Source organism: Vibrio sp. D431a (assembly GCF_030248655.1).
Classification (GTDB): Bacteria; Pseudomonadota; Gammaproteobacteria; order Enterobacterales; family Vibrionaceae; genus Vibrio; species Vibrio alginolyticus.
In genome coordinates this window covers 118,436-134,094 of record NZ_JAHGAP010000002.1, presented here as the reverse complement: position 1 = coordinate 134,094, position 15,659 = coordinate 118,436, and the positions used below count along the sequence as shown (strand labels likewise).

General features: G+C 45.3%; 12 protein-coding genes. 9 read left to right on the top strand and 3 right to left on the bottom strand.

The genetic code is table 11. From position 1 onward, the window contains the following. Window positions 1-57 precede the first annotated feature (57 nt). Window positions 58-693 (bottom strand): pyridoxamine 5'-phosphate oxidase, encoded by a 636-nt coding sequence (pdxH, locus tag KJB35_RS02890; protein ID WP_005374570.1) that lies wholly within the window; start codon window positions 691-693, stop codon window positions 58-60. Between the two features lie 115 nt (window positions 694-808). Here pdxH and KJB35_RS02885 point away from each other — a divergent pair, with 115 nt between their 5' ends. The 8 genes from KJB35_RS02885 (at window position 809) to KJB35_RS02850 (ending at window position 12,118) form a co-directional block, all read left to right on the top strand. After that, entirely contained in the window at window positions 809-2,683 is a 1,875-nt protein-coding gene (locus tag KJB35_RS02885; protein WP_213907525.1) for an ATP-binding protein, read from the top strand. Next, window positions 2,676-3,899, top strand: coding sequence for a sigma-54 dependent transcriptional regulator (locus KJB35_RS02880; protein WP_017634536.1), 1,224 nt, complete (start codon window positions 2,676-2,678; stop codon window positions 3,897-3,899). The genes KJB35_RS02885 and KJB35_RS02880 overlap by 8 nt, the downstream gene beginning before the upstream one ends. Window positions 3,900-4,072: 173 nt before the next feature. Beyond that, window positions 4,073-5,464 carry an HlyD family type I secretion periplasmic adaptor subunit gene (locus tag KJB35_RS02875; RefSeq protein ID WP_005374562.1) on the top strand — a complete coding sequence of 464 codons (1,392 nt, stop codon included), beginning with the start codon at window positions 4,073-4,075 and terminating at the stop codon, window positions 5,462-5,464. A gap of 114 nt (window positions 5,465-5,578) precedes the next feature. After that, window positions 5,579-6,262 (top strand): transglutaminase-like cysteine peptidase, encoded by a 684-nt coding sequence (locus KJB35_RS02870; protein ID WP_005374561.1) that lies wholly within the window; start codon window positions 5,579-5,581, stop codon window positions 6,260-6,262. Between the two features lie 5 nt (window positions 6,263-6,267). Then, entirely contained in the window at window positions 6,268-8,181 is a 1,914-nt protein-coding gene (locus tag KJB35_RS02865; protein ID WP_005383568.1) for an EAL domain-containing protein, read from the top strand. A 15-nt stretch (window positions 8,182-8,196) separates the two neighbouring features. Next, window positions 8,197-10,311 carry a type I secretion system permease/ATPase gene (locus KJB35_RS02860; RefSeq protein ID WP_005374556.1) on the top strand — a complete coding sequence of 705 codons (2,115 nt, stop codon included), beginning with the start codon at window positions 8,197-8,199 and terminating at the stop codon, window positions 10,309-10,311. 493 nt (window positions 10,312-10,804) lie between these two features. Beyond that, on the top strand, window positions 10,805-11,398 hold the full coding sequence (locus tag KJB35_RS02855; RefSeq protein ID WP_042522270.1) for a mechanosensitive ion channel family protein: 594 nt from the start codon (window positions 10,805-10,807) through the stop codon (window positions 11,396-11,398). 135 nt (window positions 11,399-11,533) lie between these two features. Continuing rightward, window positions 11,534-12,118, top strand: coding sequence for a flavodoxin family protein (locus KJB35_RS02850; RefSeq protein WP_053350133.1), 585 nt, complete (start codon window positions 11,534-11,536; stop codon window positions 12,116-12,118). 63 nt (window positions 12,119-12,181) lie between these two features. Here the strand turns inward: KJB35_RS02850 and KJB35_RS02845 are convergent, their stop codons facing one another. Next, a complete protein-coding gene (locus KJB35_RS02845; protein ID WP_054578583.1) occupies window positions 12,182-13,807 on the bottom strand; it encodes an ABC transporter substrate-binding protein in 1,626 nt (541 codons plus the stop codon). A 141-nt stretch (window positions 13,808-13,948) separates the two neighbouring features. On the opposite strand from KJB35_RS02845, the gene mpaA reads away from it, so the two are divergent. Then, entirely contained in the window at window positions 13,949-14,659 is a 711-nt protein-coding gene (gene mpaA, locus KJB35_RS02840) for a murein tripeptide amidase MpaA (protein WP_053350131.1), read from the top strand. Between the two features lie 19 nt (window positions 14,660-14,678). On the opposite strand, the gene KJB35_RS02835 is transcribed toward mpaA, so the two are convergent. Further along, complete coding sequence (locus tag KJB35_RS02835) at window positions 14,679-15,530, bottom strand: SIS domain-containing protein (RefSeq protein WP_005383578.1); 852 nt, start codon at window positions 15,528-15,530, stop codon at window positions 14,679-14,681. Between the last annotated feature and the right edge of the window lie 129 nt (window positions 15,531-15,659).

Genomic DNA, 15,659 nt, shown 5'->3' with positions numbered 1-15,659 from the left:
CTACAAAAACACCGCCCCAATTCGGCGGTGTTTGTTTATTCATGAGGGACCATAAGCCTATGGCGCTAGACGATCAATGTCCCAACTTCCATCATGCTGGGAGAAAAGAAAACGATCGTGAAGGCGATGTTCGCCACCTTGCCAAAATTCGATGCTCTTTGGTTTTACGCGAAAGCCACCCCAAAAGGTTGGTACTGGTATTTCACCCTTAGCAAACTTCTGTTTTAGCTCTAAAAACTTACCTTCCAACACACCTCTGGCAGAAATACGGCTACTTTGTTTGCTCGCGATTGCGGCCAACTGGCTCTCTTTAGGACGAGAAGTAAAGTATTTCATATTCTCTACGGCGGTAAGCTTTTCAGCCACACCAGTAATATGAACTTGGCGCTCTAACGGATGCCAAGGGAAGTGCAAACTAATATTGCTGTTATGCTCTAGCTGCTGGGCCTTGCGACTGCCTAGGTTTGTGTAAAACACAAAACCATCTTTGTCGACGTTTTTCAATAGAACAATGCGTTGAAACGGCATGCCATTTTCATCAACCGTTGCAACTGTCATCGCAGTCGGGTCCGTTAAACCCGCTTCAACTGCTTGCTCTAGCCACAGATTAAATTGATCAATAGGATCAGCTTTCAAATCTTTACGACGCAGCCCACCTTTGGTGTACTCACGACGAATATCAGCAAGTTCCATCTTTACTCCTTCACTCGTTTTTGTCGATTGTGCTCCCGATACTGAGGAAATACAAGGACATCATTGTGCTTGTTATCGTTGCCGCTCACAGCATCACAGTGCGTCATTTGATACCATGACACAAAAAACCAGTGAGCCGATCGTGAACTTACTCAACCCCAAAGCCCTACGTCATTTTTTACTGCTACTGTGTGCCGTTGGCATTTCAGGGCTTGCGCTTACTCATCATTACGCAACTCAATACCAACATGATCAATGGCAACAAAAGCTAGAGAGACAAGCCGCGCAAGTATCACAAGAAGTGGACTACGAACTGGCAAAGTTTGAACAGATACCAAACCTATTAAGTCACGACCCAAGACTACTCAAAGCAGTAGAGCGCGGAACGCCCTCTCAAGAGCTCAACCTACTGTTATCAGATTGGTTGAAGCAAAGTTTGGCCGATACGATTTACGTTCATGACCGCACCGGGTTAGTCATTGCCTCAAGTAACTTTCAGCAAGAAGATACGTTTGTTGGCTCTAGCTTTAGCTATCGCCCCTATTTTAAAAATGCGCGACGCGGTGAGCCCGCTCAATACGTTGGATTAGGCGTGCGCTCGAATAAACGTGGGTACTTCTTCTCATCTCCGCTGTGGGTAAATGAGGAAGTCGTTGGCGTGATCACAGTAAAAGTGAACTTGGAGCAATTAGAACAGCGCCTTTCGCAAACCACGACTGACGTACTCATTACAGATAAACACAATGTCGTGTTTATGAGCAATTTACCAGACTGGCGCTATCGTGCACTTTTCCCACTGTCATCGAGTGCAATAATTGAACTTACCGAAACGCGTCAATATGGCGATACCTTGCCCGAATATTTTGGTGAGTTGACGGCACACAGTGGTGTCACGGAGTTTGATGACAATCAATTGCTTCTATCACCAAATTACCTCGCATACGCAACACACTTATTGGATAAAGGGTTTCGCGTCGTTGCCTTAATTAACCACAACAGCGTTCTTGCCGCCGTTTTACAGGCCGATATCGTCTTCCTGATCTTATATGCGCTCATTGCTCTAATTGCGTTAGCGTGGTTCCAAACCCTAGTTAACAAAGCACGCCTTGCCCATCTCAATGTGAGCCTAGAAGAAAAAGTAGTGCAACGGACACTAGTTCTGAGTGAAGCCAACCAAAAACTACAACAGACCATCCGCCAATATGAGCAAAGCCAACAAGAGCTTAAACAAACACAACAAGAACTGACGCAAGCCGCGAAATTGGCACTGTTGGGCGAGCTATCAGCCAGTATTAATCATGAGATAAATCAGCCACTTTCCGCACTAAGAACCTATACCGAAAACTCGCAGCGTTTGTTGGCAATGGAAAAATACCCAATGGTCGCTGACAATTTGGGCAAAATGCTGACACTCAATGACACCATTTCGGAAGTCATTGCCCGCTTAAAAGTCTTTACTCGGAAAGCCACGCACGATTCACACAATGAAATCTCAGTACTGCACGACGCGGTACATACTGCCACCAGCATTTTGAGCAACAAGCTTATTAAGCAAGGAGTAACACTAAAAGTTCCGGCCATCGACTATGATGTGAAGCTGGCCATTCACAGCGTTGAATTAGAACAAGTGCTGATAAACCTCTTCCACAACGCCGCACAAGCGATGGAAAACCACTGTATCGATCCGCAAATATCCATTGCTGTTCAGTGTCATGATGACAGTTGCGACATTCTTGTTTCCGATAACGGACCAGGGATGTCAGACGAAGCCCTAGCAAAAGTGTTCGACCCATTTTTTACGACTAAGCCGGAGGGTCTTGGATTAGGTTTAACAATCTCCAAGCGGATTATAGAGAGCTATCACGGCTCCCTCTGTGCCTATAAACATCAGAACACAGAACAACAAGCAGGAGGGATGACCTTTATCGTGACGCTACCAATAGTCAATCAGAATAAACGTACCCCAGAAGTGGAAAACGACTATGAATAACCCAGTTTTCTTTGTTGATGACGAACCACACATTCGTGATGCCGTGTCTCAAGCCCTGCTGATTGAAGGTATAGACGTCACCTGCTTACCAAACGCAGTAGAAGCCTTACGCGTAATCGACTCAAATACGCCTGCGATTATCATTACCGATATCCATATGCCCGTGATGGATGGCTTGGAGTTTATGCGAACTTTGCGAAGCAAAAACGATCACTTTCAATTCATCGTACTTACTGGACATGGAGATGTGAAAACCGCGGTAGATGCGATGAAAAGCGGCGCGTACGACTTTCTAGAAAAACCGTTTTCAACGGAACAGCTCATGAAATCGCTCAACAATGCCAGCGATAAACTGAACTTGTTGCAAGAAAACATCTGGCTTAAGAAAGAGCTCGACATGCAAACTCATGTTGGTCCGAAAATGATTGGTCACAGTAAGGCCATGGTTAGTATTCGTCGCGCCTTAATCAGTGCGCCTACAAGCCAGCCGCTCATTTTTGTAGGTCAAGATGGTACAGGTCGCCGGCTCGCCGCACAATTTGCCCACGACATACATGCAACACCGGATAGTGAGCTAATCGCCGCTTCTGGTGAAGACCTCTATGAGCTTTCATTAGAAGCGCTCGACAAAGCCATACACCGCTTAAGTGAAGGAAAACGCCACTGCAGTTTGTACTTACATAGCGCAGAGCATGTATCATTTGAGCAATGGGAATACTTGTTCAAGCACCCAAAACTTGAACGTGTTTTTGGCGCGACCACCCAAGCCGAGCCGCCTCTAAAATCCCTGGCGACTCTAATTCACTTACCGACGCTCGATGAAAGAAAGGAAGATATAGGGCCTTTATACAAGCACTTTGTGCGCCACACCGCGAGCCGATATCAGTTACAGCCACCACATATCAGCCTAGAAGAAGTCAAACACCTCACCAATCTCGAATGGCCAGAAAACGTTAAGCAGCTACGCCAATTTGCTGAACTTCGTGCCCTCAAGCCAGATACTTTTAGAATGGAAGATTGGAATAGTGAGAAAAGTCTTGAAATTCAGAGTATGACTCAGCGCACAGAATACTTTGAATATTGCTTGTTATTCGATGCATTGCAAAGACATCGCGGCAGACTCAAAGAGGTTCAACTAGAATTACAGGTATCACGCAAAACCTTGTACGACAAACTAAAAAAACATCAGTTGGATAAAGCCAAGTTCAAGGCGTAATAGCTATACTCCGGCGCTAATTATGCTTTTGTTTGATTTAGAAAGTGTAAGAAAGCTCATTTGAAGAGAGAATAACCCTCTTCTCATATTTTATTAGCCGAGCATGCTGACATGATCGGTTAATAATAATAAGATCAAAAAGATAATCCGTAATTATATAAGCAGGGACTGTGATGAGCCGAGATAACTACAACAAACTCAACGATGAAGAGTTGGATTTTGTTGATGACAAAACTGCAGCATTGCTCCTCAATACCCCCAACAGCGCGCGTTTTATGCTCTGGGTTATGGTTCTATTTTTCATTGCAGCAATAGGTTGGGCATCTTGGGCTGAAATCGACAAAGTCACGGTTGGTCAAGGCAAAGTGATTCCCTCCTCACAGATACAAGTAGTCCAAAACTTAGAAGGTGGCTTAGTCAAAGAAATCTTGGTCAAAGAAGGTCAGTTGGTTGAAAAAGGCCAACAGTTACTGCTTATCGACGACACCCGCTTTCGTTCGGATTTTCGTGAACGTGAGCAACAAGTTGCCAACCTTACCGCATCTGTGCTGCAACTATCCGCTTCTATTAACAGTGTTGCCGTTAATCGTGATTTTGAAACGGAAAACTGGCGTCAAAGTGTACTACTTGATTACGGTAAACTGACCTTCCCACCAACCTTGGAAGAGACTCGACCTCAACTCACACAGCGTCAAAAAGCAGAATATCGCGAAGATCTAGATAATTTACGCAACCAACTTTCTGTTATTGACCAACAAGTGCAGCAAAAGCAGCAGGACTTGGTAGAGATCCAAGCACGAGTAAGGAACTTGCGTCAAAGCTACCAATACGCGAAAAAAGAACTCGATATCACCAAACCTTTGGCAGACGAGGGCGTTGTTCCTCGTATTGAACTGCTCAAATTACAGCGCCAAGTCAACGATACCCGTCGTGAAATGACGTCCAGTGAGCTCAAGATTCCCGTATTGCAATCAGCGATTCGAGAATCCATGCTCAACCGTATTGATGTTGCACTCAAATTCCGCTCTGAACAGCAAGAGAAACTCAACAGCGCCCAAGACCAGTTATCTGCCTTGGTTGAATCAGCGGTGGGCTTGGAAGATAGAGTAAACCGAACGGTTGTGAATTCGCCAGTAACAGGCAAAATCAAAACACTGAACATCAATACTGTCGGTGGTGTTATCCAACCTGGTATGGATATCGTCGAGATCGTACCAACAGAAGACACACTATTGGTAGAGGCGAAAATTGCGCCAAAAGACATCGCATTTTTACGCCCAGATCTTCATGCTATCGTGAAATTTACAGCTTACGACTTCACAAAGTACGGCGGTTTAGAGGGAGAGTTGGAACATATCAGCGCGGATACCACTCAAGATGAAGAAGGCAACAGCTTCTACATTGTTCGTGTACGCACCGAAAAAACAAACTTTGGTCAAGATGCAGATTTACCAATCATTCCAGGAATGACAGCATCGGTCGATATCATCACAGGGAAGCGAACCGTTTTGGAATATCTACTTAAACCGATTTTAAGTGCCAAAACGAACGCCTTGAAGGAGTAAACCACATTAAGATACTCGCGATAGGGAGTATTGAGCGATAAGTGATTAAATAAAAAGCACTTATTTCTCACTGACGAACTCTCTAGAAGAGTATACTTGTGATACGAGTCGAATATGCGATCCAATTTGCAGCGTAAAGTTACATTATTAATCAGCTTAAGTTGTTTGTCGTTCCAACTTGGTGCGCTGAACAGTAAAGAACAACGATGGGTCAATACGGTCACAGCGGTGTACGGCGAACGTGCGGGATTGCGCGTAAATACATGGCGAAAGAACCTCGACTTATTTAAACAATTAGAGACTCATGAACAGCTCGCTGGCGTTAACGACTTTTTTAATCAGCTGTATTTCGTTGACGACATAAAACTGTGGGGAAAGACAGATTATTGGGCTACGCCACTCGAATTTTTAGGGAGTAACGCAGGAGACTGTGAAGATTTCACTATTGCTAAGTACTTCTCTTTACTCGAGCTAGGAATACCAGATTCAAAGATGCGTTTAATATACGTAAAAGCCATCGAACTGAATCAGTTTCACATGGTATTAGCTTACTACCCTACCCCAAGTTCTGAGCCGCTCATTCTCGATAATATCAATCCTGACATTGTCCGAGCCTCTAAGCGTAGCGACTTGCTACCGATATACAGTTTTAATGGTACAAACCTGTGGTTGATGAAGTCATCTGCTAGCACTGGAGAGCTAGCAGGGAAAGCATCACGGTTGAGCCTTTGGAATGACTTACGCTCGCGCGAACGTAAGTTGCAGTTAAATAAACCTAAAATTAACTATGACGAGTGAGAAACATGACCCTATATAAGAAGCTTGTGGTGGGGATGGTTACGGTCTTTATACTCTTGTTGGCATCAGTATTCGTAATCCAATTCAACACGACTCGAGACAGCTTGGAGCAACAGCAACGTTCAGAGGTCAACAACACTATTAACACCGTAGGTTTGGCACTGGCTCCTTACCTAAAGGACAAAGATAAAGTCGCGGTTGAGTCCGTGATTAATGCTCTATTTGACGGCAGCACCTACTCCGTTGTTCGTCTTACAGCATTAGATTCTGACTACCAGATCGTGCGTACTTACCCAGTTAAACCAAGTACGGTGCCACAATGGTTTATCGACATGAATCTATTTAAAGCGATTCACGATAAGCGTGTTGTGACCAGTGGTTGGATGCAGCTCGCCGAAGTAGAAATCATTAGCCACCCAGGCGCAGCTTACGAGCAGCTCTGGCAAGGTTTTATTGGCTTGCTGTCTGTATTCAGTGTTATTTTTCTAGCTGGTTTAGTGGCAATTTCATACATCCTACGTCGCTCGCTAAAACCATTAACGGCCATCGTAAATAAAATGCATGAAATCGCGAATAACCAATTTGGTGAACCGCTTGCTCGTCCAAGAACCAAAGATCTTATCGCGGTGGTAGATGGCATTAACATGATGTCTGCTCAAATCGAGCTATCATTCAAAGAGCAAGCCAAAGAGGCGCAACGTCTGCGTGCTCAGGCTTACCTCGATCCTATATCTAAATTGGGTAACCGCTCATTCTACATCAACCAAATCGACCAATGGCTTGCAGAGCAAACGCAAGGGGGTATCGCGCTACTCCATGCTGAATACATTGGGGACATTTACGAGACCAAAGATTACCAACGCGCAGATGCCCACGTTAAAGAACTGTCTCAACGTTTGAAAAACACCATTGATGTACCGGGAGCCACTATTGCTCGCTTGTCTAGTGATGAGTTCGGCTTGCTTTTCCCTCATATGGATGAGAGCGAGTTACGCATTTTATCGGACAGCATCGTCAATTGTGTGAACGGCCTAAATACTGACCCAACAGGCTTAGCAAAACCTAAAGCGTCACTAGGGGTTGCACACAGCAAAGATCAGAAAACGCGCTCTGAAATCCTCTCGATGGTGGACAACGCACTATCGAAAGCCAAAGCGCAACCAGACAAGCCATACGGCTTCATTGGCAGTGATACACCTTCTAGTTTGATGGGTAAACAGCAATGGAAAGCGTTGGTTGAAGAAGCCATTCATAGTGATTGGGTTAAATTCCGTTTCCAAGCTGCGAAAAACACATGGGGTAAAGTATTCCACAACGAAGTATTTTCAAGCATCGAAAAAGATGGTGAAACGTATCGTGCGAATCAATACCTATTCGCACTAGAACAGTTAGACGCCACCAACATCTTTGACCAGTATGTCATTGAATCAATGATTAAGATGCTAGAAAGTGGTGAACTTAATGACCCAGTCGCGATTAACATCGCGCAAAGCAGCTTGTCTCAACCATCGTTTATTCGCTGGACAACTAGCATGCTGGAAAAACACGCCAAAGTGGCCTCTAAGCTACACTTTGAAATTCCAGAGGAATGCTTTATCGATCAGCCTCACCACACAGCACTGTTATGTAATGCCATTCGCCAATCAGGTGCTGAGTTCGGCGTAGATAACTACGGACGTAACTTCCAATCTTTGGAATACATCCAAGAGTTCCGCCCGAACTATGTGAAGCTCGATTACCTATTCACACACAACTTGCACGACGAAAAACAAAAATTCACGCTAACGTCGATCTCTCGTACTGCCCACAACCTTGGTATTACGACTATCGCATCGCGTATCGAAACTCAAATCCAGTTGGATTTCCTCACTGAACACTTTGTTGAGGTATTCCAAGGATTCATCGTCGACAAGGAATAAAAAGGTTTATCAACGATGAAAGACCCTTTACTGAATTCGCTCATCTACGTTAGCCGTTACTATGGGTTAGCTAACTCGCCAGAAGCGCTAGTCAACGGACTACCGCTATCTGACGGTAAACTGACCCCATTTTTGCTACCAAGAGCAGCGGAAAGGGCCGGATTGGTTGCCAAGGAAAACCGCGCAGAGCTGGAGAGCATCTCCAGCCTAATTCTGCCGGCAATCTTAGTTCTTAAAGGCGGTGACTCTTGCGTTCTCAACAGCATCAATATGGAGAAACGCGAGGCCGAAGTCACCACCCTAGAAAGTGGAATGGTGCCGATCTCTATTCCATTAGAAGACCTACTTGAGCAATACACTGGTCGGTACTTTTTAGTTAAAAAGCAATTCCGTTTCGATGAGCGCTCTCCCGAAGTGCTCAAAACCAACGAAGGCCACTGGTTCTGGTCAACCTTGTGGCAGTCAAAACGCATCTACCGCGATGTTTTAATCGCATCACTTCTCATCAACCTCTTTGCGGTTGCCGCTCCGCTATTCACTCGCTTGGTGTACGACAAAGTGGTTCCGAATCTTGCGTTTGAAACCCTATGGGTACTAGCAAGTGGCATCTTTGTCGTGTTCCTGTTCGACTTCATTCTCAAGTCGCTGAGAAATTACTTCATTGATGTGGCGGGCAAGAAGTCTGACATTCTGATTTCATCCAAACTGTTCAGCAAAGTGATGGGGATTAGAATGGAATCGAAGCCGCCTTCGGTCGGTGCCTTCGCTCGCCATTTACAAGAATTCGAATCTATTCGAGAGTTTTTTACTTCAGCGACCGTCAGTGCTCTCATTGATTTGCCTTTTGCCATTTTATTCTTAGTGATTATATGGCTAATGGCTGGCGATCTTGTGTATGTACCGATGGTGGGCGTGGTCATTTTGATTATTCACTCGCTACTGATACAAGGGCCGCTGCGCCGCTCCATTGAGGAGGGTTCACGCCTAGCATCGCAAAAATATGCCAATTTGATAGAGAGCTTGGCTGGGTTAGAAACCGTAAAAATGCTCAGTGCGCAAAGCCAATTCCAATACCGCTGGGAAGAGGCAGTTGCGCACATGGCGAACTGGAATATAAAAAGCCGCCGAATTACGGATAGCATTCAAAACGCGGCAGGTTTTGTGCAGCAAAGTAGTAACGTAGGGATGATCATCCTAGGCGTTTACTTGATTGCAGAGGGCGACTTAACCATGGGTGGTTTGATTGCCGCAACCATGCTTAGCGGCCGCGCGATTGGTCCTTTGGTTCAGTTATCCTTACTCTCTACGCGCTACAACCAAGCGAAGTCTTCTATGACAATTATCAATCAAGTCATGGAAATGCCGGATGAACAAGAAGAAGGTAAACGTTACATTCACCGTCCAATAGTACAAGGCAAAATTGAACTTGAACGCGTGACCTTCCACTACCCAGATTCACCGGTGGCGTCGATTCGAGATTTGAGCTTGACCATTAACCCAGGCGAAAAAGTAGCGATCATAGGCCGTATCGGTTCGGGTAAAACCACGTTAGAGCGTCTCATCATGGGCTTGTATCAGCCGACGGAAGGTCATGTTCGCATTGATGATACCGACATCGCACAGCTGCATCATGTCGACATTCGCCGTAATATTGGTTGTGTGCCGCAAGATTCGAATCTGTTCTTTGGTTCTATCCGCGACAACATTACGCTAGGTCGCCCATTAACCGATGACCGTGACGTACTAGACGCAGCGAATCGTGCCGGTGTTACTGCGTTTACGCAATCTGACCCAGCGGGCTTAGAACGCCAAGTTGGTGAAGGTGGAGCAATGCTTTCGGGTGGTCAACGTCAAGCAGTCACGATCGCTCGTGCATTTTTGGGTCGTCCTCCTGTTCTACTAATGGATGAACCAACCAGTGCGATGGATAATCGCTCAGAGATGCACATTAAACATCAATTAGCACAGTTGAAACCTAGTGAAACGCTGATTCTGATTACGCATAAAACGTCTATGCTCGACATCGTTGATCGCGTAATTGTGATGGAAAAAGGCAGCATCATTGCAGATGGCCCTAAAGCGCAAGTGCTGAACGATTTGAAACAAGGCAAAGTGCGTGCGGTTAGCTAGCCTGAATTCACATTGATAAAAGACAAGGGCCCCGTTTAACTTGTGTTTAACGGGGCTTATTTTATTGGGAGCCCGAGATATTTAAGTTCTTCAAGCGCGACCCAAACGAGTACAAGGCCAACAATCACGAATAAAATCATAATCGCCTTTTCATCTTCTTCCATTTTTCAACGCCCTAAAAGCTATTTCAATTAATACACCTTAGGTTATCAGGACAAAAGTCATATTCAGCTCGTTTATAAGGAACTAGCGTCATAGAATGTCGGATATGGGATACAGCTCAAAGATTGCTCTTTTCAAAATCACGTCAGCTTTGGTTGAATATAAGTAATAAAGCCAAAGAGTTCGCAATGCTCACTAAGTCTTTGATTAACCAATATAGTACTCTGTAGTACCTCAACACAGAGACAAATGGTGTAAAGAAAAATTGTGATTACTTACAGCAAAAAATCAGCTATAAAAGCCGCTTTCTAGATATCGTCGAGATGAAGAAATGAATGATTGGATCCAATTAGAGCAAGTGAGCCAGTATTTCACTACGGGCTCCCTCGGTTACAAACTATTGATGGGCATTTTTGTCCTGATCGCGTATCGCATCCTGAAGAGGATTGTAAATAGAGCCATCCTAAATTTGGCAACAACGAAAGGTGTAAAAAAGGCTCGTTTGAGTTTTATTCAGCGCTGTTTCAATGTCGCGCTGCTATTTTTGACCGCCTCTATTTTTGCCATTATCACAGGTATTGGCTATGGCGATGTGTCTTTGTTCCTATCGTCCATTTTTGCCGTATTAGGTGTGGCGTTTATTGCGCAGTGGTCAATTCTGAGCAACATCACTGCCAGCTTTTTGATCTTTTTTGTCTTCCCATACCGAGTGGGTGACCGAATTAAAGTCGTAGATAAAGATGAAGACATCTGCGGTGAGATTCAAGAAATCAGTATGTTTCACGTGTTAATTAAGCACGACAACGGAAACTTAATCACTTACCCAAACAATCAGATTTTGCAAAAAGCAGTGCTAAAGCTGGCGAAAAACAAGCCAGAGCCAAGTAAAGTAAAATCTCGGATTTATACTCGCAGAAAGAAATAACCCACTAAAAAGCCGATGTATCTACATCGGCTTTTTAATGCACTTCTTTTTAAGTTTTAGTGTTGACCTCAACTTAACTTGAGGTTTTAGCCTTAGTCGCACGATTAAAAATCAACAATGAAAAAAGGAACCATTGTGTCCAAAATTGCGATTATTTATTTCTCTAAAACCGACGTTACTGGTCAGCTTGCTCGCGCGATTGCCGCAGGCGTTGAACAACAAGGCATTAAGCAGCAAGATGACTGTGAAATCCTCTCTCACCGAATTGAAGGCAATGAGATTATTGAGGGACGTTTTGTGAACCCTAAACTAATGGATGAACTTGCTGAGTGTGATGCGATTATCTTTGGCTCACCGACCTATATGGGCGGTGTAGCAGCGCAGTTTAAAGCATTTGCAGATGCAAGCAGTGAATCTTGGTATTACCAAAAATGGGCGAGCAAAATCGCGGCTGGCTTTACCAGTGGTGGGGCAATGAATGGCGACCAATCTTGCACATTACAATATCTACAAACGCTCGCTAACCAACACGGCATGATGTGGATCGGGTTGGATAAGATCAGCAATTCTGGGGAGCAAAACCTGAATCGTTATGGTGTACAAGGTGGTATTGTTGCACAAGGTGGTGAAGGTGGTCAGTTGCATGCTTCTGATGTTGCAACGGCGGAGTATCTTGGCAAACGAGTCGCTATGCTCGTGAATAAGCTATCCACTCGCTAACAATAAAAAGAAGCCCCGTAAGATACATCTTCGGGGCTTCATATTTATCGCTTGTTTTGAGCGCTACTTCTTGATGTAGAGGTCTTTCGAGTAGATACGACCTTCTACGTTGTTCTTGGCAAAACCGCCAACCGTAGGACGAACCAAACGTGCTTGCATGTAGTAATAGATTGGCGCGATAGGCATATCTGTCGCCAGCAACTGTTCAGCTTGGTCGTAAAATCCTTGGCGTGCTTTCTCATTGGTTGCAGCCAATGCACTGTTCATCGCGTTGTCGTACGCTTCACTGCTGTAACGTGCAAAGTTACCCGAAGAACCTGAGCGAAGTAAGCTCAGGAAAGTAGACGCTTCATTGTAATCACCACACCAGGAAGCGCGCATCACATCGAAATTGCCTTGTTTACGCGCCACTAAGTACGACTTCCACTCTTGGTTTTCTAACTCCACGTGTGCACCGAGATTTTTTTGTAGCATCGACGCTATCGCAACCGCGATCGATTTGTTTGCCTCACTGGTGTTGTACAGCAATTTAAAATCGAGCGGCTTGTCTTGGCTGTAACCCGCTTCTTTTAACAACTGACGCGCTTTCTCGTCACGTTGTTGCTGACTCCACTTACTGTATTCAGGCGGCGTCGCATCAAACCCTGCGGTGTACTGATGCGCAAAAGTATAAGCAGGAAGGTTACCCACTTGCGTGACACCATTCGTAATCACATCGCGCATGATGGAGTACGACACCGCTTGGCGCACTCGCACATCATCAAATGGCGGACGAGTGGTATTGAACGCGTAGTAATACGTACACAATAATGGCACCACCGTGTAAGCCTGCTTGTAATCTTGTTTAAGCTTCTGCGCCATATGAGTCGGCACATCTGACGTGATATCCAGCTCTCCTGCCGCATAGCGATTGATAGACGCGTTTTGGTTTTCAAACGGAATGTAAGTCACTCTGTTTAGATGCGTATCTGCGCTGTCCCAGTAACTTGGACTCTTAACCAGTTCAATGCGCTCATTCACGACCCACTTATCCAATGTGAATGCACCGTTGCTAACAAATTGGTCTGGATCGCTCCACGGCTTGTCGCGGTTTTCCACTGTCGCTTGATGCACTGGCATCATGGACGTGTGCCCAGTCATAGCAACAAAGTACGGCACTTGACTGTCCAACTCAAAACGTAGGGTGTATTTATCCACTGCCTTGATACCGAGATCGTCCAAAGGCTTTTTGCCCTCTGCTACATCGGCGATGTTTTTGATCTTGGTGAGTTTGAGATACCAAACATTTGGAGAAGCGGTTTTCGGATCTACCGCTCGGCGCAGTGAATAGACAAAATCATCCGCTGTCACAGGCTCGCCATTCGACCATTTCGCGTCTTTGCGCAAGTGAAAAGTAAAGGTTTGGTTGTCGTTGGTTTCCCATGATTCTGCCACACCGGGAATAATGTTTCCGTCACGATCTTGAATCACAAGCCCTTCAAATAAGTCACGAATCACATGCATTTCTGGCAGACCTTCGGCTTTCGCTGGGTCAAGCGTCGCCGCCTCTGCGTCATTCGCACGTACTAAATGCTGTTCTGCGGCAAGTTGAATGCCTTTAGGTAAGGTCTCCGCAGCAACTGATGTAGCAAGAAAAGGGGTGAATAAAGAGGAAATCAGCAACGCCGTTGAATGTTTTTTAAAATCCATATCTTTTTTCGTTCTCCTAACGCGTCTTGTGAAGCAAGTGCCACAATTAACATTTCAACCGTTGACGAGTTTAAACGGTTCAGTTTAGCTAGGTGTAATTAGCTTAGATATTGATACTACTTCATCAATCAGGAGATTACGGTGAGTCTAATTCCAAGAACGGAAAGAGCGGCATTTTTAATTCGGCCAACATCATACGGTCAATCCGTGCTTGGTGCGCCATTACTGTATTTTCCGGCTCAAGTCGAAAGTGCTTCGCGAGGTTTGATTTTGGCAGGCACTCACGGGGACGAGACGGCCTCGATTGCAGGTTTGTCCTGCGCGCTAAGAAGCTTGCCTGCTGATAACTTACGACATGATGTGATTCTGTCAATGAATCCGGACGGCAACCAACTAGGCACACGCGCAAATGCAAACCAAGTGGATCTCAATCGCGCGTTTCCAACCCAAAATTGGACTGAGCATGGCACAGTGTATCGATGGAGCTCTCACACACCCGTTCGAGACGTACAGGTGAAAACTGGCACTAAAAACCAACTAGAGCCTGAAGTTAGCGCATTAATTAACTTGATTGAACTGCGCAAGCCAAAGTTTGTGGTGTCGTTTCATGAACCGCTTGCGTTTGTGGATGATCCCAAACATTCCGACCTTGCCAAATGGCTCGGCGAGCAGTTTCAACTGCCAATCGTTGACGATGTCGACTACGAAACACCCGGCTCATTCGGCACTTGGTGTAGTGAACGTGATTTACCTTGCATCACGTTGGAGTTACCAGCGATTTCTGCCGATCTCACCATTGAAAAACATCTCTCTGCTTTTATTGCTTTGCTGAGGCACGATCCGGATCTCTAGTCCGCTGTTAAACAAGCGATCATGTGAGGATCTGTTTGATGTCGGTACTGATATCGCTGATCAACTGACGGGCACTGTCGTCTCTTTGCTGAACCAAGATGATAAACAGCAAATCGGTGATCACGTTTTGCGCGGTACGCGAAGCAATGGATGAGCTGCGATGTTCCGTTTCATTGGCAATCGTATCAAACGTAATATCGGCAATACCGCGCAAGCGACTTCTTCCAGGCGCAGATAACGCAATCACCTTCGCGCCCTGCTCTTTTGCCGCTTCTGCCGCGACGAGAATTTCTTTGCGCTCACCCGAAAACGAGATTGCGATCTGAACATCTTCTGGAGAGAGCGTGCGGGCAACAGCAATCTGCACGTGGCTGTCTTGTTCAGAAAGCGCCGTAATACCAAGTTTAAGCAGTTTAAAGCTTAAATCCTTCGCGGTCAGTGCAGAGCCCCCAATCCCGACCACTTGCACTCGACGCGCTTCACTCAACCATTTCACCGCTTGGTGACACGCTTCGTAAGACAGCGTATTGGTGGTTTGAAACATAGCGTCGGTTTTCGCTTTCACCAGTTTCTGTGAAATAACCGCAATGGGGTCGTCAGCCAAAATATCACTGTGCAGCGGTGTCGACTGCATCGCATGCTTACGGCCAATCTCTTCATTCAGAGCTAATTTAAACTCGCTGTAACCTTTAAAGCCGATACGCTGAGTAAATTTCACAATGCTCGATTGACTCACTTTTACTTGCGCCGCAAGTTCTTGGCTAGTGAGCAGCGCCGCCTTTTCTGCGTTTTCAACAATCCAATCGCCAACCAAACGACCACTTTGCGAAAGCTGAGTACGCCTCGCGACTATCCTATTGATAACTGACACAACAAAAACCTCAAAAATTTTAAATAAATTATTCCAAAACAGAAATAATAGGCGTTTGATTTAACCCCCTGATTATTCTAACCAAGACAGTTAATCCCGGATGTAATAGACGTATATTTTCTCTCATTA